Source organism: Acidovorax sp. SUPP3334 (genome assembly GCF_030159055.1).
Lineage (GTDB): Bacteria > Pseudomonadota > Gammaproteobacteria > Burkholderiales > Burkholderiaceae_C > Paracidovorax.
Genome location: NZ_BQXQ01000014.1, coordinates 72,816 through 93,918, shown reverse-complemented (window position 1 = coordinate 93,918; position 21,103 = coordinate 72,816). Strand labels below are relative to the sequence as shown.

Below are 21,103 nucleotides of genomic sequence, written 5' to 3'. Positions count from 1 at the left end.
TCACATCCCAACCCACCAATGATTGAACAGCCACCGCACCCCTCACGCCTGCTCCGATGCCTGGCAGGTCTTGCGCGGTGGTCACTGGGCTTGCTCATCGCCTTCTGGCTGCTGGTGGCCGTCGCCTGGGGGGTGCTCCACGGCTGGATTGTGCCGCGTATCGGCGACTTTCGTCCGCAATTGGAAACCCATGCCACACGCGCGCTGGGGGTACCGGTGCGCATCGGTGCGCTGTCGGCCCGCTCCGATGGGCTGGTGCCCACGTTCGAGCTGAACGACGTCGCCCTGCTAGACCCCGAAGGCCGTGTGGCCTTGAGCCTGCCGCGCATCGTCGGATCGCTGTCGCCGCGCTCGCTGCTGCGCATGGGGTTCGAGCAGCTCTATATCGAACGCCCCGAACTGGAGGTGCGCCGGATGGCGGACGGGCGCATCTTCATCGCTGGGCTGGCCTTTCGCCAGACCGAAGGGGGCGACAGCGCCGGTGCCGACTGGCTGTTTTCGCAAAGCGAAGTGGTGCTGCGCGGCGGCACGGTGCGCCTGACCGACGAGCAGGGCGAAGCGCCCCCGCTGGCGCTGGCGCAGGTGGACCTGCTGCTGCGCAACCGGGGCTGGGGCCACAACCTGCGCATCGAGGCCACGCCGCCCGAGCCATGGGGCGACCGGTTCAAGCTGACGGGGCAGTTCCGGCAGCCGTTCCTGACGACGCACGACGGCTCGTGGCGGCAATGGACGGGGCAGTTGTTCGCCGATTTTTCGCGCGTGGACGTCTCCCGGCTGCGCCACCATGTGCACATCGACGGCGTGCAGGTGGCCGAAGGGCGCGGCGCGTTGCGCGCGTGGATCGACTTTCAGCGCGGGCAGTTCGTGGGCGGCACGGCCGACCTGGCCCTGGCCGATGTGAATGCCCAGCTGGGTGCCAGGCTGGAGCCGCTGGCGCTGCGGTCGGTGGCCGGCCGCGTGGGTGGGCGGCGCCTGTCCGACGGGTTCGAGTTTTCCACCGAGGGCTTGCAGTTCACCACGCAGGACGCGCTGCGCTGGCCGGGCGGCAACCTCACCGTGCGGCACACGGGCCGCAACAGCAGCCGCGAGCAGGGCGAGCTGCGCGCCGACCGCCTCGATCTGGCGGCCCTCGCCCAGATCGCCAGCCGGCTTCCGCTGGACCCTGCGGTGCATGCGGCTTTGGCCGACTACGCGCCGCGCGGGCTGGTGGACGAGCTCAAGGCCAGCTGGCGCGGGCCCCTGGACCACATGCAGCAGTACCAGGCGCGTGGCAAGGTGACCGGGCTCGCCCTGGCCGACCAGCCACGGCCTGAAGGCGCAGCGGCCGGCGCGCCCGGCCTGCGCGGGGCGGATGTGGAGTTCGACCTGTCGCAGGCGGGCGGCAAGGCGTCGCTGGCCATGGCCGATGGCGCCCTGGTGCTGCCCAAGGTGTTCGAGGAGGGCACCGTGCCGGTGGACCGGCTTTCCGCCAAGGTGCGCTGGCAGATCGACGGCCAGCGCATCGCGGTGCAGGCGGACGATGTGCAGTTCGCCAACGCCGATGCGCAAGGCGAAGCGCGGCTCGCCTGGCACACCGGCGATGCCGAGCGCTCCGGCGCCCGCGCACGCTTTCCCGGAGTGCTGGACCTGTCCGGCGCGCTGCAGCGCGCCGACGGCACGCGCATGCACCGCTACCTGCCGCTGTCCATTCCGCAAGAGACACGCCACTACGTGCGCGATGCGGTCACGGCGGGCACCGCCAGCAACGTGCAGTTCCGCGTCAAGGGCGACCTGCACGACATTCCGTTCAACACGCCCGGTCAGGGCGAGTTCCATATCGCCGCGCGCGTGAAGGACGTGACCTATGCCTACGTGCCGCCACGCCTGCAGCACGCCAGCGACGCGCCGTGGCCCGCGCTCACCGAGCTTGCGGGGGAGCTGGTCTTCGACCGCTCCTCCATGGCGGTGAAGGGTGCGAGCGGCAGCTTTGCCGGCACCCCGAAGCTGCGTGTGAACAAGGTGGAGGCGCGCATTCCCGACCTCGCCCATTCGGTCGTCGCCGTCAACGCCGACGCGCGCGGGCCGCTGGCCGACATGCTGTCTTTCGTCACCACTTCGCCGCTGTCGCGCATTACCGGCAATGCGCTGGACAAGACCACGGCCAACGGCGACGCCGACCTGCAATTGGGCCTGTCGCTGCCCATCGGCCACATCGACCAGTCGAAGGTGCAGGGCCGCGTAACGCTGGCCGGCAACGACGTGCGCATCGCGCCCGATGCCCCGGCCATCGCCCGCGCCCGTGGGGCCGTGCAATTCACCGACACCGGTTTCACCCTGGCGGGCGTGCAAGGCCGCGCCCTGGGCGGCGACCTGCGGCTGGAGGGCGGCATGCGCGCGCTGCCGGCCGGTGTGCTGCCGGCCGAATCCGCCGTGCAGGTGCGTGCGCAGGGCGTGGCCACCGCCGAAGGCCTGCGCCAGGCCACGCAATGGCCCGGGCTGGTGCAACTGGCCCAGCGCGCCACGGGCAGCACGCCCTACGCGCTGGCGCTGGGCGTGCGCCGGGGCACGCCCGAAGTCCAGGTCACCACCCATTTGCAGGGCATGGCGTTCGACCTGCCGGCCCCGCTGGGCAAAACGGCCGAGGCCATGCTGCCCGTGCGGTTCGAAACGCAGCTCACCCGCGAGTCGCTGGCGGCAGGCGCCCCCCTGCACGAGCAGTTGGCACTGGACCTGGGCACGCTCGGCTCGGTGACGTATGTGCGCGATATCTCGTCGGCCGGCCAGCCGCGCGTGCTGCGCGGTGCGATCGCACTGGGGCTCGCGCCCGGCGAGGCTGCGCCCCTGCCCGAACGCGGCGTGGTGGCCAATGTGCAGATCGGCGAACTGGATGCCGACGCCTGGCACGCGGTGCTGCATGGCGGCAATGCCCCGCCGGCGTCCCCGGCGGCGCTGCCGGCCGCACCTTCCGCAGAGGCCGCATCGGCAGCCGCTGCGGCCGCAGCCACGCCCGCCAGCAACACACCGCCCGTCAATATGCCGCCCGCCAATACGCCGCCCGTCAATATGGCCGCCAAGGGCGCCCCTGAGGAGTCTTCGCCCATGCAGGAATACCTGCCCACGCAACTGGCCGTGCGGGCCCGGCAGGTGGACTTTCAGGGCCGCTCGCTGCACAGTGTGGTGATGGGCGGATCGCGCGAAGGCAACACCTGGCGCGCCAATGTGGACGCGCAGGAACTGAACGGGTACGTGGAATTCCGCCAGGGCGCGGGCAGCGGTGCCGACGGGAGTGCCGGCCGGGTGTTCGCGCGCCTGTCCCGTCTCGTGGTTCCGCAAAGCGATGCCAAGCAGGTGGATGCACTGCTGACCGAAGAGCCGGCGACCGGCGGCACCGGCACGCTGCCGTCGCTGGACATCGTGGTGGACGACTTCGAATTGCGCGGCCGCCGCCTGGGCCGCATCGAGATCGAGGCCCAAAACCGGGGCGGCGACGGCGCTCCGCGCGAGTGGCGCCTGGCCAGGTTCAACATCATCGCGCCCGAGGCGACGCTCACGGCCAACGGCAACTGGGCGCTGCTGGGCAGCGGCGAATCGGGTGCCGATGCCCGCCGCCGCACCGTGATGAATTTCAAGCTGGACATTCGGGACTCGGGCGACCTGCTCACCCGCTTCGGCATGGCCGACGTGGTGCGGCGCGGCAAGGGCCGCATGGAGGGGCAGGTCGCATGGATGGGGCCGCCGCTCACCCCGGATTACCGCACCATGTCGGGCCAGATGAACGTGAACGTCGAGTCGGGCCAATTCCTCAAGGCCGACCCCGGGCTGGCGAAGCTGCTGGGCGTGCTCAGCCTGCAGTCGCTGCCGCGCCGCCTGACGCTCGATTTCCGCGATGTGTTCAGCGAGGGCTTCGCCTTCGACTTCGTGCGCGGCGACGTGCGCATGGAGCAGGGCGTGGCCACCACCAACAACCTGCAGATGAAGGGCGTGAACGCCGCCGTGCTCATGGAGGGCAGCGCCGATCTGGACCGCGAAACGCAGGACCTGCACGTGGTGGTGGTGCCCGAGATCAACGCCATGACCGCTTCGCTCGTCGCCACGGCCATCAACCCCGTGGTGGGCCTGGGCAGCTTTCTGGCGCAGGTGTTTCTGCGCGGCCCGCTCATCCAGGCGGCGACGCAGGAGTTCCGCATCGACGGCACCTGGACCGACCCGCGCATCGAACGCGTGCCCCGGCGGAAACTGGGCAGCGCCGGCACGAAAGCCGGCCCGGCGCCGAACCCTGAGACGCCCAACGGAGACAAATCATGAAAGCTGCCGCATTGCAAATGGTGTCGGGACTGCACGTTTCCGCCAATCTGGAGCAGGCCCGCCACCTGATGGAGCAGGCCGCAGCCGACGGCGCGGAACTGGCCGTGCTGCCTGAATATTTTTGCGCCATGGGCGCGCGCGACACCGACAAGCTCGCATTGCGCGAGCCCTATGGGGATGGACCGATCCAGCGCTTTCTGGCCCAGGCGGCCCGAGAGCTGGGCCTGTGGGTGGTGGGCGGCACGCTGCCGCTGCGGTGCGGGTCGGAGCACCAGGTGCGCAATACCTCGCTGGTGTTTTCACCGCAAGGCGAGTGCGTGGCCCGCTACGACAAGATCCATCTCTTTCGCTTCGACAACGGTCGCGAGCGATTCGATGAAGCGGCGGTCATCGAGGCCGGCAACACGCCGGTGCGTTTCGACATGACGGCGCGCGACGGCACGCATTGGCGCGTCGGGCTGTCGGTGTGCTATGACCTGCGCTTTCCCGAGCTGTACCGCCAGCACGCTGCGGCCGGGGCCGATCTGTTGCTGGTGCCCAGTGCCTTCACCCACACCACGGGAGAGGCCCATTGGGAACTGCTGCTGCGCGCCCGTGCGGTGGAGAACCTGGCCTACGTGTTGGCCCCGGCCCAGGGCGGCGTGCATGAAAACGGCCGCCGCACCTGGGGCCACAGCATGGCGATCGATCCGTGGGGCGTGGTGCAGGCCCAGGTGCCCGAAGGCGCGGGCGTGGCCATGGGCCTTCTGGACAAGGCCCGGCTGCAGCAGGTGCGCCAACAGCTGCCCGCCCTCGACCACCGCGTTGTGTGAGCGACGGCACGCCGTTCCTGTGGCCGTGGCACCGCTGGCGCAGCGCGTGGAAGCGCTGGTCGCTGTGGGCGCTGCTCGTGCTGCTGGTGGCCGGCATGCTGGTCACCCAGGTATGGCTGGCCGGCCGCTACGAGGCGAGCGAAGTACAGAACCGCCTGGACCGCGACGCGGCCGATGCGGTGGCCGACATTCGCCAGGGCTTCGCCCACAACCTGCAGAACCTGCAGGCGCTGCACGGGGGCACGCCGGATCTGGCGAGCTGGGAGTCGCGCGCCGCCGCGCTGCTGAGCGTGCGCCGCGAACTGGTGCGCCTGGAGTGGCGCAGCCCGTCGCTGGAGGTGCGCGCCCACGTCGAAACCCCGTACCGCCCGGTGCAGTGGGACACCGAAATGCGCAGCGGCATGCATTCCAACATCGCGCTGGCCTGCGGCAATGCGCGCCGCGTGGCGGGGCCGTCGTATTCCGCCAGCTACTTTCAGCCGCAGGGCGACGGCCGTGGTTCCGAAATGATGGAGCTGTGCCTGCCCCTCATCCAGGACGGACGCAACGAAGGCTTCGTGGTGGCCACCTATTCGCTGCACAACGTGCTGATCGACCTGGTGGTGACCAGCCTCAAACGCGGGCAGGAGGTGTCGTTCACCGAAGCCGATGGCACCCGCCTGGCGATGGTGGGCGCCAGCCGGCGCGGTACGCGCCTGTTCAGCTCGCAGCAGCTGTTCGACCTGCCGGGCGCCACGCTGGTCCTGCGCATGGACAGCTGGCACAGCGCGCCCAGCGTGTTCCCCAACGTGCTCACCGCGCTGGTGACGGCCATGTCGATCGCGCTGGTCACCGTGCTGGTCGTGCTCGTGCGCGACAACCGTCGCCGGTTGCGTGCCGAGCGGGATCTGGGGGATGCGCTGGCCTTTCGCAAGGCGATGGAAGACTCGCTGGTGACCGGGCTGCGCGCCCGGGACCTGCAGGGGCGCATCACCTACGTGAACCCGGCCTTTTGCGAGATGGTCGGCTTCACCGCGCAAGAATTGCTGGGCCAGAGCGCCCCCGTGCCGTATTGGCCGCCCGAGTTCGCCGACGAGTACCGGCAGCGCCAGGCGATCCGCCTGTCCAGCCTGCATCCCCCGCCGCGCGAAGGGTACGAGTCCACCTTCATGCGCAAGGACGGCGTGCGGTTCCCGGTGCTCATCTTCGAGGCGCCGCTCATCAACGCCCAGGGCCTGCACACCGGCTGGATGAGCGCGTTCCTGGACGTGAGCGAGCAGCGCCGCGTCGAGGAGATGTCGCGCGCCTCGCAAGAGCGCCTGCAGGCCACGGCGCGGCTGGCCACGGTGGGCGAGATGGCCTCGCTGCTGAGCCATGAGCTGAACCAGCCGCTGGCCGCCATCGCCAGCTACGCCTCGGGCTCGCTCAACCTGCTGCCGCCGGACGGCGGACCGCCCCACGAGCCCTTGCACGACGTGCATGTGGCGCTGCAGCGGATCGCGCAGCAGGCCGAGCGCGCGGGCCGCGTGATCCGCAGCGTGCATGACTTCGTGCGCCGGCGCGACCAGTCGCGCGAAGTGGTGTCCGCCCACGACCTGCTGGACGCGGTGATGCCGCTCATTCGCCTGCAGGCCCGCAAGCTGGAGGTCTTCGTGAAGATCTCGGTGGATGCCGGCCTGCCGCCCGTGCTGTGCGATCGCACCATGGTCGAGCAGGTGCTGTTGAATCTGGCGCGCAATTCCATGCAGGCCATGGACGACCCCGCCACGCCGCAGCGCATTCTGGAGCTGCGCGTGCGCCGCGCCGCATCGAACGCCCAGAGCGCCCGGCTGGAGTTCATGGTGATCGACCGGGGCTGCGGCATCGCGCAGGACGTGGGCGAGAAGCTGTTCACCCCGTTCTTCACCACCCGGCCCGAAGGCATGGGCCTGGGGCTGAGCCTGTGCCGCACCGTGGTCGAGCAGCACGGCGGCTTTCTGGGGCACGCGCCCAACGAGCCGCGTGGTACGGTATTCACTTTCACCCTGCCTGTCGCCAGCGCGGACAGCATCCAACCCTGATGGAACCCGTCTCCAACGCCACCATATACATCGTTGACGACGACTCCGGCGTGCGCGAAGCGCTCGCCTGGCTGCTGCGATCGCGCCGGCTGCCCAGCGAGTCGTTCGACAGTGCCGAAGCCTTCGAAGCCATGCTGGACGAGCGCCCACCACCGCGCCAGCCCTGCTGCCTGCTGCTGGACGTGCGCATGCCCGGCATGAGCGGCCTGGCGCTGTTCGACCGGCTCGCCGAGCGCCGGCTGATCGAGGCGATGCCCGTCATCTTTCTCACCGGCCATGCCGACGTGCCTACGGCCGTGGCCACCGTCAAGCGCGGGGCGTTCGATTTTTGCGAAAAGCCGTTTTCCGACAACCTGCTTGTGGACCGCATCGAACAGGCCCTGGCCCAGTCAGCCCAATACATGGAACAGGTTCGCCAGCACAGCGACCTTCAGGTGCGGCTGTCGGAGCTGACCGAGCGCGAGCGCGACGTGATGCGCCTCGTGGTCGAGGGGTTGCCGAACAAGCTCATCGCCGACCAGTTGGACATCAGCGTGCGCACGGTGGAGGTGCACCGCGCGCGGGTGTTCGACAAGATGCAGGTCAAATCCGCCGTGGAGCTGGCCAACCTGCTGCGCGCCGCGCTGTGAAAAAAGCCACGGGGCGCCGAAGCGCCCCATGGCTTTGTGCCTGGTGGCCCAGCCCTTGGTGAAGGATCAGAAAGCTCCGACCCTGTTGCACCCAAGCGCCTGGAACCTGCGCCCGTCAGCCCGGCTGGCGCTCACCCACGAAGATTTCCACACGGCGGTTGCGCGCACGGCCGTCGTTCGTGTCGTTGGTGGCGATGGGCTGGTGCGAGCCGCGGCCCTCGACCTGGATGCGACCGCCGTTCACACCCCGGGTCGTCAGGAAATTGCGGGTGCTGGCCGCGCGGTCCATCGACAGCGGGTTGTTGATGGCATCGCTGCCGGTGGAGTCCGTGTGGCCCACGATGCGTACTTCGGTGTTGGGATTGTTCCGAAGCCCTTCCGCAAAGCGCTCCAGCACCGGGGCGAAGTTGGACTGGATGTCCGAGCGGTTCGTGGCGAACGAGATGTCGCTCGGAATGTCGAGCTTGAGCTGGTTGTCGGCGGTCTGCGTCACCACCACGCCCGTGCCCTGGGTGACCTGCTGCATGTCGCGCTTTTGCCGCTCCATGTGCTGCGACCAGATGTAGGTGCCCAGGGCCCCCACACCCGCACCAACGACCGCCCCCGTGCCCGCACGGCCCCCCGTGGCGGAGCCGATGACCGCCCCAGCCACCGCGCCGACGCCAGCGCCCGTCGCGGTACGCCGCTGGGTATCGTCCATGTTGGCACAGCCACTCACGAGCAGAACGGCGGCAGTGGCGCCAATGAGAATCTTGTTGCGCATGGGATCTTCCTTTTTTCCAAGTGATGGGCCGCCGTTCGCTGTCGAGACGGGGGCGAGCCCCTGGACTCATGCGCTGGCTGACGGACCTTGAGCGAAATTGACAGAGCGCTATTCTTGGCGCTCGCGGCCTCGCTCAGGGTAGGACCAGTTCGTCAGGGTCTTCGCTTAAACCGGCCTGGGTCTGGAAAGCCGGGCCATTGAACTGATGCACGTCATAAACCCCAGCGGCAAAAGCCATCGCGAAGTCCGGGAACGAGCGACGGGCACGCTATTTGTCCGCTTCGCCGTCACGTTCCTTGTTGTCATTAGGCGACGAAGGGGGTTCCCCGCCCTTGCGCCCCGCAAACATCGTCCACCAAACAATAGCGACCAGGACGACCAGCGCCAGCAATGCTTCAAGCAAAATCAGCCCCATGAAATTCCGTCTCCTGCGCCTTGTGACAACGGCGCTGATTGTAGGAACCCTGGTGGCCTGCTCCACCACGCCCCTGCCCCCTTCGTCTCCCTTGCCGCCCGGGGCTCCGCTGCCGGGCACGCCGGGTGGCGTTTTGCCGCCCGAGCCGCTGGGGCCGTTGCCGGGGCCGATGTCCCAGCCCAAGAGCCGCTGGATTCCGGTGCATTGGGCGGAGTTGCCCGGGTTTACCGAAGATTCGCTGCACGAGGCTTGGAATGCGTGGATCAAGAGCTGTGAGCGCCCTGCGCCGGCTTTCGCTCCGCTGTGCGGCGAGGTGCGTCGCCTGTCCATCGCCAGTCCCGAGGAGCAGCGCGCCTGGATGGTGGCGCGGCTGCAGCCGTATCGCATCGAGGCGTTCGATGGCGCGGTGGACGGCATGCTCACCGGCTATTACGAGCCGTACCTGGATGCGGCGCGCCAGCCGGGCAACGGTTTTACCGTGCCGCTGTACCGGTTGCCTGCGGGCTACGGGCAGCGCAAGCCCTGGTACACGCGCCAGCAGATCGACACGCTGCCCGAGGCGCAGGCGGCGCTTGCGGGCCGGGTCATCGCCTGGGTGCGCGATCCGGTCGAGGCGCTGGTGGTGCACATCCAGGGGTCGGGCCGGCTGCGGGTCCAGGAAGCCGATGGCGCGGTGACGCTGCTGCGCGTGGCGTTCGCCGGCACCAACGACCAGCCCTACCAGAGCGTGGGCCGCTGGCTGCTGGACCAGGGCCTGGTGCGCGATGCGACCTGGCCCGGCATCCGCGCCTGGACGCTGCAGAACCCGCAGCGCGTGCAGGAGATGCTGTGGGCCAATCCCCGCTACGTTTTCTTTCGCGAAGAGCCGCTCGATGCCATGGACGCCGGCTTCGGCCCCAAGGGGGCGCAGGGCGTGGCCCTCACGCCCGGCCGCTCGATCGCCGTGGACCGCCAGAGCATCCCCTATGGCACGCCGGTGTGGCTGGCCTCGACCGGCCCGCAGGTGCAGCTGCAGCGCCTGGTGATGGCGCAGGACACGGGCACGGCCATCGTGGGAGCGGTGCGTGCCGACTACTTCGCGGGCTGGGGGCAGGAGGCGGGCGAACTGGCCGGGCGGCTCAAGCAGGGCCTGCGGCTTTGGGCGCTCTGGCCGCGCTGAAGACGACACGTTCACGGCGCGTTCACGACGTTTCAGCACGTTTCAGCCGGCGCCGCGCGCCCGGCTGGGAAGGCACCCCACAATGGGGCTGGCAGGCCCTTGCGGGTCGGCCAGCAGGCCCTTCAACCCATGATCGATCCCCAAAGGAGAACCGCATGACCGCTGACCGATGGCTGCGCGCTGCCGCGCATGGCACCCTTCCTTTGCTGGCCGCCCTGCTGGGCGCCTGCGCCCCTTTGGGCACGACGCACGCCCAGGCCCCTGCCGGGCCCGACCTGCGCGCCGACACCGCGGCCCGCTTCCTGGCCTTCGCCCCGGCCCGCAACCCGGAGCCCCCGATGACCGATGCGCCCGCGCTGGCCTTCGGCGTGCGGGCGCCGGGTACGGCCACCGCGACGCCCTTCACGATGACCATGGACACCGGCTCCACCGGCGTCGTCGTTTCGGCCACCGACCTGCCCGGTTTCTCGGCGCAGGAGGCCGAGGCGGGTGAGAAAGGCTGGGAGTTCCTGTCCAGCAGCAAGCGGCTGTGGATCGGCCGCTGGGTGCCCCGGGAACTGGTCTTTCGCGATCCGGCCGGCGCCGAAGTGGTCGCGCGCGTGCCCGTGCTGGCGGTGCAGGAGGAGATCATCTGTCCCGGCTGGAGCGAAAAGGCCAACCTGCCCACGTGCGAAAAACCCGAGAAGGCCACGGCCCAGCCGCGCGGCATCGCCTACCTGGGCGTGGGCTTCGGGCGCGAGCACGACGGGCAGCCGCAAGGCACGCCGGACAAGAACCCGCTGCTGAACATCGTCTCCATCGACGGCCAGCCCGTGGCGCCCGGCAGCATGCGCAGCGGTTTCATCGTGACGGCCAAGGGCGTGCATGTGGGCCTCACGAGCGCCAACACCGCAGGCTTTTCGTACGTGAAGCTGCAGGGCCGCAGCCTGAACGCCGCAGGCCTGCCCGCCTCCAGCGATCCGCGCGACTGGCCCCAGGCGACGATGGCCGTCTCGGTGAACGGCGCACCCTCGCAGACCGGCGCGGTGCTGGTCGATACCGGCATCGCTCAGATGTACCTCACGGTGTCCAACCCATCGGCACTGCCGACCACGGCCATCCCCAATCCGAGCCGCAAGGGCGCGACCGCGACGGGCCTGGCGAACAGCACCGAGGTGCGGGTGTCGTTCCCCGACGATGCCGCGCCCGTGGCGCAGTACCGGTTCCAGGTGGGATCACCGCAGGCGCCCACGGCGGTGATCGTCACGCGTCCGTCGGAGCAAGCGTTCGTCAACACGGGCCGGCATCTGCTGCGCCAGCATGACGTGCTGTTCGATGCCGATGGCGGCTGGTTCGGGCTGCGCCGCGGCGGGTGACCTGAGGACGGGGCCTATGTCTGGCGCGGCCCGGGGTCGGCGGCAACTCGCTGCATGTCGAACCGCAGCGGAAATTCAGTCAGCCGGTTGCCGGACTCATCCTGGACTTCGTAGCGGACATTGGGGTTGCCGCTGAAGGGCACATCCCAGCGGTCTTCTTTGCCCTTCAGGTTATCGGTGATTGCACTATCGGCATAACGGAACTTCTCGGATTCGAACCGCTCTGCAATCGACGATTGTTCCTTGACCAGATTTTGGCGCCTCAGCGCCTCCGTGATGTCCAGGGCTGCGGAAACAGTGCCCGCGGGCTTGGTCTGCTGCACGCCCCTGCCTGCAGCGCCGAGGAGTTTCTGGTGCAGGGGAAGTGCGTCTTTCACAAGGGTCGGTGAGGCGAAGGGGGTCCATGGGTCCACCACAATGTCTTGGTCGGAGGTCTCTCCACGGATTACGACGAAAACATGATTTTCATCGGGGCGGCCATCCACCATATCGATCCTGGAGTCCTTGAGTGCGGGATTCTGTGAAAGAAGTTGATACGCCAAGCTGGCCTGACCATCGCAATAGCCGCCCTGGTACTGGATGGCGAGGTACGCCCGAGCCGCTGGGCTTGCCGTTAAACTGAACGACAGCGAGGATCGGAGATAGCTCTCCCCCCCGGTCGCCGCCATGTCCTTGATCTGATTGCCAGCTCCTCCGGGGAGCAGCGCCTTCACAAGATCGATCGCCTCCCGCGCTGCTGCCAGGTTGGCGGCCGTTGCGGGAGAGATCACGCGCAAGTGGGGCGCCATGTCAGGCATCTGCGTTTTGACGCCAGGATGCGTGGTGGATAGCGCATTGGCCTGATTCAACTGGTCTGGTGACAGTTCGATGAACTGGTCGGAGCGCAAGAGCCCTGGGAGCAGTTCCTTGGCTGGAACCAGGACGGCGTTCTGGGCCTCATCGAACGTGATGTAGGTATCGAGCCGGTGAGGTTCTGTCGAGAGAGCAGACACATTACCTACCTGCTTGAGCAATGGGTTCGCGCTGTCGAGCAGGCGTCTCCTGGCGGCTTTCGCTTCGGAAACGTTGCTGTCGAACCAAGCCTTGGGATCAGGCTCTGGTGCTGGCACTTTGCTGGATGAACCCCACCCCATGAATCCCCGCACGGTGCCGAGCATGGAGGAGTGCGATGCGGAAGACGGCTTGGACGGCAGGTTGTTGGTGCGGGGGCGAATGTCACCGCTGGAACTGGGATGGCGAGGAGACGCACCTGCCAAGGCGTGGGATGAGTTCCCGCTCGAAGACGAGCCGCGCTGCGACGTTTTGGGCGCTGCCTGTTCCTGCGCAGCCGCGCCTCGTGGGGACTTGGCATGTATCAGTTTGCTCAGCTTCATGTATCTCTTCCCTTGGCGATCCTGCCCGCCGTCAGTCAGCAGTTTGCAAGTGGGGCCAGCTTAGAGCGGACGCAGGAAACAGAAACTTGCCAGCCGAAGCGACTCCAGGGTGCGCGAACCGATCCGCCCTCAGCGCTCCAGTTCCACCAGGTAGCGCGACACCACCGGCGGCGCCTCGCCCGTGTGGAACGCCAGCTTGCGGTCGCGCAGCGCCACGTCGGCGGCGGTGACGCGGTCGAAGCGGCGCAGGTGTTCGGTCCACGATTCGTCCACGATGCGCTCCACCTAGCGCGAGGGGGCGGCGATGTCGTGCTGCAGCTGCCAGTCCAGCGCGCCCTGGCGCAGGCGGCTGCGGCGGCTTTCCTGCATCAGCGCCCTGAATTCGGCGGCCCGCGTGGGGTCGATGTGGTATTCGATGGTGACCACCACGTGGCCGCGTTCGGGCGTGGTGGGCGCCACCAGCAGCTTGAAGGCGGTCGAGGGGCTCAGGTCTTCTTCCATGGTGCGGTCCACCACCCAGCGCTGCACCAGCGCCATGGCGAGGGTGCCGGCCAGCGCGGCCAGCGCCAGGCTCATGTGCACGGTGGTGAGCGAGGCCAGGCCACCTGGCCCCACAGGGCCGCGCCCGCCGCCGTGGCGCCCATGATGGCCATCTGGTAGATCGACATGCCGCGCGCGCGCACCCAGTTGGGCAGCGCGAGCTGGGCCGACACGCTGAGCGAGTTGGCCGTGGTGATCCATGCCATGCCGCCCAGCACCATGGCGGGCACGGCCACGTACACGTTGGGCGCGACGGCGATCACCGCCGTGGAGGCGGCCTGCAGCAGCGCACCGCGCGAGACCAGCGTGTCGCGCGACATGGCCTGGCGCAGGCGCGGCAGGAACAGCGCGGCCGCGATGGCCCCGGCACCCATCGAGGCCAGCAGCAGGGTGAAGGTGCCGGCGCCGCCGCCTTCCAGGTCGCGGGCCACCAGGGGCAGCAGCGCCAGCAGCGCGGTGGCATGCGGGAAGAAGACCGAGATGCGCCACAGCACCGCGCGCATGCGGGGCGACTCGCGCACGAACTGCACGCCCACGCCCACGCCCACGCCCACGCCCATGGCGCTGGTCAGCCGCTCGCGCCCAGCGGGCTGGGCACTCCACATGCAGGTGTCGGCGGCCAGCCAGGTGAGCCAGAGCATTCGGAACACCGGCACCTGCAGCGGCGCGAACGGCGAGAGGCTGGCGCGCCGGGCGGCGTCCTGGTCGAGCTGGGCGGCGGCTGCGGCCTCGGCAGTGCGCGCGTCATCGGCTGCGGCAGTGGCCGCGCCCGGGCTGTCCAGGGTCGAAAAAGGGGTGGGGCGGGCTCTCGTGGGGCGGCAAAGGGGGCATGGTTGGCGTCGATTGTGCGCATGGCGGACCGGCAGCGCCCGGTGGCGCGCGGACGCCCCGGATGGCGGCGCGGAGAAGCGGTTTCAAGCGATCAGAGTGAAAAATGCCTCCAGCGCAATAAGCACTAGGGGGCATTGCTATTATTTTTGTAGCTTATTGCCAGGGGCCGGCAGGTGTGCCAGCGGCAACGCACCGCTGGCCTTGACCTCGCCCAGCGAAAAGCTGGTGTGCATGTCCTTCACGTTCGGCAGGTTCAGCAGCACGTTGCGCGCGAAGTGCGAAAAACTGTCCAGGTCGCGCGCCACCACCTGCAGCTCGAACGTGCCGGTGCCGCTGATGTAGTGGCAGGCCACCACCTCGGGGATCTGGGCGATGGCCGCCTCCATCTCCCGCGTGAGGCCGCCGGTGCTGCGGTCGGCGTCCAGCCGCACGAAGGCCAGCACGCCCAGCCCGATCTTGTGGCGGTCGATCTCCGCGTGGTAGCCCTTGATGTAGCCGCTTTCCTCCAGCGCCCGCACCCGGCGCCAGCACGGCGCGGCCGACAGGCCCACCCGCTGGGCCAGTTCGGCATTGGTCAGCCGTGCGTCGGCCTGCAGCTCACCGAGGATCGCCAGGTCGAATTTGTCCAAAGTGTTCATTCGGCGATTATTTTGCGAAAGATCCTTTCTAAAATGAGGGTAAACACGGCATGAAAACGAAAGGACATATCCGGCCGTCCTGCCTACACTGCCCTGACAAGGCGGTGCGTCCCCAGCCCAGGACCCTCCGCTGAACCCGCGCTCACGAGGCGACGGCCAACGACCCCACTGGAGATTCCCCCGATGAACGCCCCCCTGCCCGAGCACATCCGCCGCGCGATCGAAACGGTCACGCTCGATGACAAATACGCCCTGCCGGAGGGCCGTGCCTTCATGAGCGGTGTGCAGGCCCTCGTGCGCCTGCCCATGCTGCAGCGCCAGCGCGATGCGATCGCGGGCCTGAACACCGCCGGCTTCATCAGCGGCTACCGCGGCAGCCCGCTCGGCACCTACGACCAGGCGCTGTGGTCGGCCAAGAAGCACCTGACCGAAAACCACATCGTGTTCCAGCCCGGCGTGAACGAAGAGCTGGGCGCCACCGCCGTGTGGGGCACGCAGCAGCTCGACCTGTACCCGCAGACCAAGAAGTACGACGGCGTGTTCGGCATCTGGTACGGCAAGGGCCCGGGCGTGGACCGCTGCTCGGACGTGTTCAAGCACGCCAACATGGCGGGCACCTCCCGGCATGGCGGCGTGATCGCCATCGCGGGCGACGACCACATCAGCAAGAGCAGCACGGCGCCCCACCAGAGCGACCACATCTTCAAGGCCTGCGGCCTGCCGGTGTTCTTCCCCAGCAGCGTGCAGGACATTCTGGACATGGGCCTGCACGCCTTCGCCATGAGCCGCTTTTCCGGCGTGTGGTCGGGCATGAAGACCATCCAGGAAGTGGTGGAGTCGTCCGGCAGCATCTCGGTGGACCCGGACCGCGTGAAGATCGTCATGCCCGAAGACTTCGCCATGCCGCCCGACGGCCTGCACATCCGCTGGCCCGACGCGCCGCTGGAGCAGGAAGCGCGCCTGATGGACTACAAGTGGTACGCGGCGCTGGCGTACATCCGCGCCAACAGGCTGAACTACAACGTGATCCAGGGCCCGCAGGACCGCTTCGGCATCATTTCCAGCGGCAAGGCGTACAACGACACGCGCCAGGCGCTCATCGATCTGGGGCTGGACGACGAAGTCTGCCGCCAGCTGGGCATCCGCCTGCACAAGGTGAACGTGGTGTGGCCGCTGGAGGCCACCATCACCCGCGACTTCGCGCAAGGCCTGCAGGAGATCCTGGTGGTGGAGGAAAAGCGCCAGGTCATCGAATACCAGATCAAGGAAGAGCTCTACAACTGGCGCGCCGACGTGCGCCCCAACGTGCTGGGCAAGTTCGACGAAGTGCCGGGTGACAACTCCGGTGGCGAATGGAGCATGCCCAACCCCAGCCAGAACTGGCTGCTGCGCCCCAAGGCCGACCTGACGCCCGCGATCATCGCGCGCGCCATCGCCAAGCGGCTGAAGAAGCTGGGCGTGCCGCAGGACATCGCGGCCCGCATGGACGCGCGCCTGTCGGTCATCGATGCGCGCGAACGGGGCCTGGCCGAATCCAAGGTGGACACGGGCGACCGCACGCCGTGGTTCTGCAGCGGCTGCCCGCACAACACCAGCACCCGCGTGCCCGAGGGCTCGCGCGCGGTGGCCGGCATCGGCTGCCACTACATGGTCAACTGGATGCCCGACCGCAACACGTCCACCTTCACGCAGATGGGCGGCGAGGGCGTGACGTGGGTGGGCCAGCAGCCCTTCACCACCGAAAAGCACGTATTCGCCAACCTGGGCGACGGCACCTACTTTCACAGCGGCCTGCTGGCCATTCGCCAGAGCATCGCGGCGGGCACCAACATCACCTACAAGGTGCTCTACAACGACGCCGTGGCCATGACCGGCGGCCAGCTCGTGGGTGAGCGGCAAGGCTCCGAAGGAGACCTTTCGGTCTCGGGCCATTCGGTGCTGCAGATCATGGCCAGCCTGAAGGCCGAGGGCATCGCCAAGCTGGTCATCGTGACCGATGAGCCCGCCAAGTACGACGGCGTGGCGCTGGCCGACGGCGTGACGGTGCACCACCGCGACGAACTGGACAAGATCCAGCGCGAGTTCCGCGAAATCGCCGGCTGCACGGCCATCATCTACGACCAGACCTGCGCGACCGAAAAGCGCCGGCGCAGGAAGCGCGGCACCATGGCCGCGCCCACCAAGACCGTGGTCATCAACGAGCTGGTCTGCGAGGGCTGCGGCGACTGCTCGGTGCAATCGAACTGCCTGTCGGTCGAGCCGCTGGAGACCGAGTTCGGCCGCAAGCGCCGCATCAACCAGAGCACCTGCAACAAGGATTACTCGTGCGTGAAGGGCTTTTGCCCGAGCTTCGTCACCGTCGAGGGCGGCACGCTGAAAAAACCCAAGAAGGAAAAGAAGGGCGACCTGTCGGCCCTGCCGCCCATTCCCGAGCCGGTGCTGCCCGTGGCCGAAAGCGCCTGGGGCATCGTCGTGGCCGGCGTGGGGGGCACCGGTGTGATCACCATCGGCTCGCTGCTGGGCATGGCCGCGCACCTGGAGGGCAAGGGCGTCGTCACGCAGGATGCCGCGGGCCTGGCGCAAAAGGGCGGCGCGACCTGGAGCCACATCCAGATCGCCAACCGGCCCGATGCCATCTACACCACCAAGGTGGACACGGCCAAGGCCGATCTGGTCATCGGCTGCGACTCCATCGTCGCCTCCCACAAGACCACCCTGGCGGTAATGCAGCCGGGCCGCAGCTTCGTGGCGCTCAACACCCACCGCTCACCCACCGCGTCGTTCGTGCATGACCCCGACTGGCAGTTTCCGGGCACGAATTGCGATACCGCCATCGCCTCGGTCGTGGGCGAAGAGCTGCTGGGCAGCTTCGACGCCGAAGAGGTCGCCATGCAGATGCTGGGCGACAGCATCTACACCAACCCGCTGATGCTCGGCTACGCCTGGCAAAAAGGCCGCGTGCCGTTGTCGCATGCCGCGCTCATGCGTGCCATGGAGTTGAACGGCGTGCAGGTGGACAACAACAAGGCCGCCTTCGAGTGGGGCCGCCGCTGCGCGCATGACCTGGCCGCCGTGCAGGCCCTGTTCAAGGCCCCGGGAGCGGGAGAGCGACCGGACCCGGCCGCTCGGGTGATCCAGTTCGTGAAGAAGCCGGGCCTGGCCGAACTGGTGGCCAAGCGCGAGCGGTTCCTCACGGGCTACCAGAACGCGGCCTACGCGGCCGAGTACAAGGCCTTCGTGGAGAAGGTGCAGGCCGCCGAGGCGCGCACGGGCGGCAAGGGCGGCAAGGGCACGCGCCTGTCCGAGGCCGTGGCCCGCTACCTGTTCAAGCTCATGGCGTACAAGGACGAGTACGAGGTCGCGCGCCTGCACACCGACGCGGCGTTCACCGCCAAGATCGAAGGCATGTTCGAAGGCGACTACAAGCTGGTGCACCACCTGGCGCCACCGCTCACCGCCCGCAAGAACGACAAGGGCGAGTTGCTCAAGCAGCCGTTCGGCCCGTGGATGCGCAAGGCCTTCGGCGTGCTCGCCAAGCTCAAGGGCCTGCGCGGCACCGCGCTCGACCCGTTCGGCCGCACCGAAGAGCGCCGCACCGAGCGCGCCCTGATCGCCGAATACCGCGCCTGCATCGACGAGCTGCTGGCCGGCCTGACCGCCGACAACCTGTCGCTGGCGGCCGACATCGCGCGCATTCCCGAAGACATCCGCGGCTACGGCCACGTGAAGGAACGCCACCTGAAGGCCGCCCGCGCCAAGTGGGCGGGCCTGATGGAGCAGTGGCGCCACCCGCAGACGGCGGTGCGCCAGTCGGCCTGAGGGCGCTGGGAAAGGGGCGAGAGGGCCTCTTTCCGCCGCGCTTTGCTGGATAAGTTTGCTATTAAATATATAGCAATATGCCCTAGTGAATATTGCGCTGGACGGCTTTTTTATGCCTCATAAGAAGCCGGCCTCCGTGCAGGCCTTGCCACGCCAGGAACCCCGAATGCACGGGCTTTGGCATAGACTTTGTACGGCATGCTTCAGGCCGTGATCGACCCCGCATTCGCATGGTCATGGCGCGATTGCCAGGAGGATGCCCGGCCGTGCCACGCTGTGGGCGTCTTCGACCCCAATGAAGCGCCCATCGGCAGGTAGGCCCGTTCCGTTTTGGGCAGTGGACGCTGGATTGGCCCATCCCCTATAGTGCCGGTCGAATCCAGGAAGCGTCGGACCATGCCTGCCATTGCTAACCCCATTCTTGTCAGCCTCGCGCTGGCATTCGCCTTCATTTCCACATTCCCCGCGACTGCGGCCGGGTCTGCGCAAGCAGCCTCTGCCCCGCAACGCACGACGCACTATCCGGCGATCGACCCCGGGTTCTCCCGGCCGGATGCACGGCGCATGCCCAGTCGTGCCACGCTGCGGGCGTTTCTGACCGAACTGAAAAGTACCCGGCAGGCGAACACGTTCTGTTTCGTACAACGGCGACTGGATCGGCCGGAGACGGCCGAGCCAGGTCTGAGCGTGTTGTCAATGATCTGGCATGAAGGAAAAGCCATCTACCTTGTCAATCTCGTTGGGCCGGGAGAGCGCTATGAGCGTGACAACGCGCTGGACCCCGCAACTGAGGCGCAATCGCTGGCTTCCAGGCCAGGCACGGTGGATCTCGACACCAGTGTGGTTCCGACCGACGAGGATGTAGGCACCAGCACCTTTCTCGTCAGCCGTCCCTGGGTCGATCACATGTTGGCTCAGTGTCGGCGCGTGGGCACCCAAGTGCGGATTCCGGCGTTCAAGCCGCCAGCGCCACGCCCTGGCGGAGGCTCCTGAAAACATAGCAAGCTCCGCAGTGAAATCCACGGCGTGCCCGCTGAAAGCGCTGAAAGCCGACGCCCCATGGTTCCCTTGGAGGTCTGTCCTATAGTGCCGTTTTCATCGAAGAAGCGCCAGACCATGCCCACCATCGCACGCATCATCCCTGCCAGCCTGGCGCTGGCATTCGCCCTGGCTGCTGCATTGCCTGCGACTGCGGCCGTGCCGCCTGCGCCAGCGGTATCCGCTCCGCAACGCACGCCCTATCCCGTGATCGACCCTGCGTTCTCCCGGCCCGATGGCCGGCGGATGCCCAGCCGTGCAACGCTGCGAGCGTTTCTGACCGAATTGAAAAGTACCCGGCAGGTGAACACGTTCTGTTTCGTGCAGCGGAAGCTGGAGCGGCCCGATACCGCAGAGCCAGGTACGAGCGTGCTGTCCATGATCTGGTATGAGGGCGAGTCCATCCATCGAATCAATCGTTTGAGGGTTGGGCAAAGCTATGCGCCTGGAACGATGGACCCGGAGACTGAAGGACGGATGCTGGCCCACGCCACCGGCACCGTGGATATCAAGACCGATGTCGTTCCGACCGATGCGGATGTCGGTACCAGCACCTTTCTCGTGAGCCGCCCCTGGGTGGATCACATGTTGGCTCAGTGTCGGCGCGTGGGCACCCAAGTGCGGATTCCGGCGTTCAAGCCGCCCGTGCCACGCCCTGGCGGAGGCTCCTGAAAACAGGGCAAGCTCCGCAGTGAAATCCACGGCATGCCCGCTGAAAGCCGACGCCCCATGGTTCCCTTGGCGGTCTGTCCTATAGTGCCGTTTTCATCGAAGAAGCGCCAGACCATGCCCACCATCGCACGCCTCATCCCTGCCAGCCTGGCGCTGGCATTCGCCCTGGCTGCTGCATTGCCTGCGGCTGCGGCAGTGCCGCCTGCGCCAGCGGTATCCGCTCCGCAACGCACACCCTATCCCGTGATCGACCCTGCGTTCTCCCGGCCCGATGGCCAGCGGATGCCCAGCCGGGCCACGCTGCGGGCGTTTCTGGTCGAGTTGGAGCAAACCAAGCAGGTGAATGCTTTCTGCTTCGTTCAACAGTCATTCAAACCGCGTCCTGATGAAAAAGGTGAGAGCGTGGTGTGGATGATCTGGCATGAAGGGGCGACCATCCAGGATGTCAATACCGTGCGACACGGGCAACGCTATGAACCAGACCCTGCTCTGGATGACGCTACGAGAGGGCGTTCGATGGCGTCTGCCAGCGGCATAGTGAACCTCAAGACCGATGTCGTCCCGACCGACGAAGACATACACGGCAGCACTTCTCTTGTCAGCCGTCCCTGGGTTGATCGCTTGCTCATGCAGTGCAAGCGCGTAGGCACCCAGGTGCGGATTGCGGCGTTCAAGCCGCCAGTGCCATCGCAATAGTTCCTGAAAAACACAATCGGTCCCTAAAAAGGGAGGACTC

General features: G+C 67.7%; 14 protein-coding genes and 1 pseudogene. 10 read left to right on the top strand and 5 right to left on the bottom strand.

Features of this window, described 5'->3' with window-relative positions; genetic code table 11:
* The first annotated feature begins 18 nt into the window (after window positions 1–18).
* The 4 genes from AVHM3334_RS10200 to AVHM3334_RS10185 are packed head-to-tail and all read left to right on the top strand — an operon-like array spanning window position 19 to window position 7,764.
* Window positions 19–4,284 (top strand): YhdP family protein, encoded by a 4,266-nt coding sequence (locus AVHM3334_RS10200; protein ID WP_284411940.1) that lies wholly within the window; start codon window positions 19–21, stop codon window positions 4,282–4,284.
* Window positions 4,281–5,096, top strand: a complete 816-nt coding sequence (locus AVHM3334_RS10195) for a carbon-nitrogen hydrolase family protein (RefSeq protein WP_284411938.1) — start codon at window positions 4,281–4,283, stop codon at window positions 5,094–5,096. The genes AVHM3334_RS10200 and AVHM3334_RS10195 overlap by 4 nt, the downstream gene beginning before the upstream one ends.
* Window positions 5,093–7,135, top strand: a complete 2,043-nt coding sequence (locus tag AVHM3334_RS10190; protein ID WP_284411936.1) for a two-component system sensor histidine kinase NtrB — start codon at window positions 5,093–5,095, stop codon at window positions 7,133–7,135. Before AVHM3334_RS10195 ends, AVHM3334_RS10190 begins: the two co-directional genes overlap by 4 nt.
* Entirely contained in the window at window positions 7,135–7,764 is a 630-nt protein-coding gene (locus tag AVHM3334_RS10185; RefSeq protein WP_284411935.1) for a response regulator transcription factor, read from the top strand. Before AVHM3334_RS10190 ends, AVHM3334_RS10185 begins: the two co-directional genes overlap by 1 nt.
* Window positions 7,765–7,879: 115 nt before the next feature.
* Here AVHM3334_RS10185 and AVHM3334_RS10180 read toward each other — a convergent pair whose 3' ends face one another.
* Both AVHM3334_RS10180 and AVHM3334_RS10175 read right to left on the bottom strand, forming a co-directional pair.
* Window positions 7,880–8,527, bottom strand: coding sequence for a YiaD family glycine zipper/OmpA-like lipoprotein (locus AVHM3334_RS10180; RefSeq protein ID WP_284400730.1), 648 nt, complete (start codon window positions 8,525–8,527; stop codon window positions 7,880–7,882).
* Between the two features lie 268 nt (window positions 8,528–8,795).
* Entirely contained in the window at window positions 8,796–8,942 is a 147-nt protein-coding gene (locus AVHM3334_RS10175) for a hypothetical protein (RefSeq protein WP_284411933.1), read from the bottom strand.
* On the opposite strand from AVHM3334_RS10175, the gene mltA reads away from it, so the two are divergent.
* Together mltA and AVHM3334_RS10165 are read left to right on the top strand one after the other, a co-directional pair.
* The gene (mltA, locus tag AVHM3334_RS10170; protein WP_284411973.1) at window positions 8,875–10,101 is read left to right on the top strand and encodes a murein transglycosylase A; all 1,227 of its coding nucleotides are present in this window, start codon (window positions 8,875–8,877) and stop codon (window positions 10,099–10,101) included. The two genes, AVHM3334_RS10175 and mltA, sit on opposite strands and share 68 nt — an antisense overlap.
* 155 nt (window positions 10,102–10,256) lie before the next feature.
* A complete protein-coding gene (locus AVHM3334_RS10165; protein WP_284411931.1) occupies window positions 10,257–11,456 on the top strand; it encodes a hypothetical protein in 1,200 nt (399 codons plus the stop codon).
* Window positions 11,457–11,470: 14 nt separating this feature from the next.
* Here AVHM3334_RS10165 and AVHM3334_RS10160 read toward each other — a convergent pair whose 3' ends face one another.
* The 3 genes and pseudogenes from AVHM3334_RS10160 to AVHM3334_RS10150 form a co-directional block, all read right to left on the bottom strand.
* The gene (locus AVHM3334_RS10160) at window positions 11,471–12,829 is read right to left on the bottom strand and encodes a hypothetical protein (protein ID WP_284411929.1); all 1,359 of its coding nucleotides are present in this window, start codon (window positions 12,827–12,829) and stop codon (window positions 11,471–11,473) included.
* Between the two features lie 129 nt (window positions 12,830–12,958).
* A pseudogene (locus AVHM3334_RS10155) lies at window positions 12,959–13,959 on the bottom strand (MFS transporter); the annotation flags it as partial.
* A gap of 381 nt (window positions 13,960–14,340) precedes the next feature.
* The gene (locus AVHM3334_RS10150) at window positions 14,341–14,838 is read right to left on the bottom strand and encodes an Lrp/AsnC family transcriptional regulator (RefSeq protein ID WP_284411927.1); all 498 of its coding nucleotides are present in this window, start codon (window positions 14,836–14,838) and stop codon (window positions 14,341–14,343) included.
* 183 nt (window positions 14,839–15,021) lie between these two features.
* Here AVHM3334_RS10150 and AVHM3334_RS10145 point away from each other — a divergent pair, with 183 nt between their 5' ends.
* From AVHM3334_RS10145 to AVHM3334_RS10130, 4 genes are all read left to right on the top strand, one after another.
* Window positions 15,022–18,657: an indolepyruvate ferredoxin oxidoreductase family protein gene (locus tag AVHM3334_RS10145; RefSeq protein ID WP_284411925.1), complete on the top strand. Its 3,636-nt coding sequence runs from the start codon at window positions 15,022–15,024 to the stop codon at window positions 18,655–18,657.
* A 396-nt stretch (window positions 18,658–19,053) separates the two neighbouring features.
* Window positions 19,054–19,650 carry a hypothetical protein gene (locus AVHM3334_RS10140; RefSeq protein ID WP_284411923.1) on the top strand — a complete coding sequence of 199 codons (597 nt, stop codon included), beginning with the start codon at window positions 19,054–19,056 and terminating at the stop codon, window positions 19,648–19,650.
* Window positions 19,651–19,773: 123 nt separating this feature from the next.
* Window positions 19,774–20,367: a hypothetical protein gene (locus AVHM3334_RS10135; protein ID WP_284411921.1), complete on the top strand. Its 594-nt coding sequence runs from the start codon at window positions 19,774–19,776 to the stop codon at window positions 20,365–20,367.
* A 114-nt stretch (window positions 20,368–20,481) separates the two neighbouring features.
* On the top strand, window positions 20,482–21,063 hold the full coding sequence (locus AVHM3334_RS10130; protein WP_284411920.1) for a hypothetical protein: 582 nt from the start codon (window positions 20,482–20,484) through the stop codon (window positions 21,061–21,063).
* The last annotated feature ends 40 nt before the right edge of the window (window positions 21,064–21,103 follow it).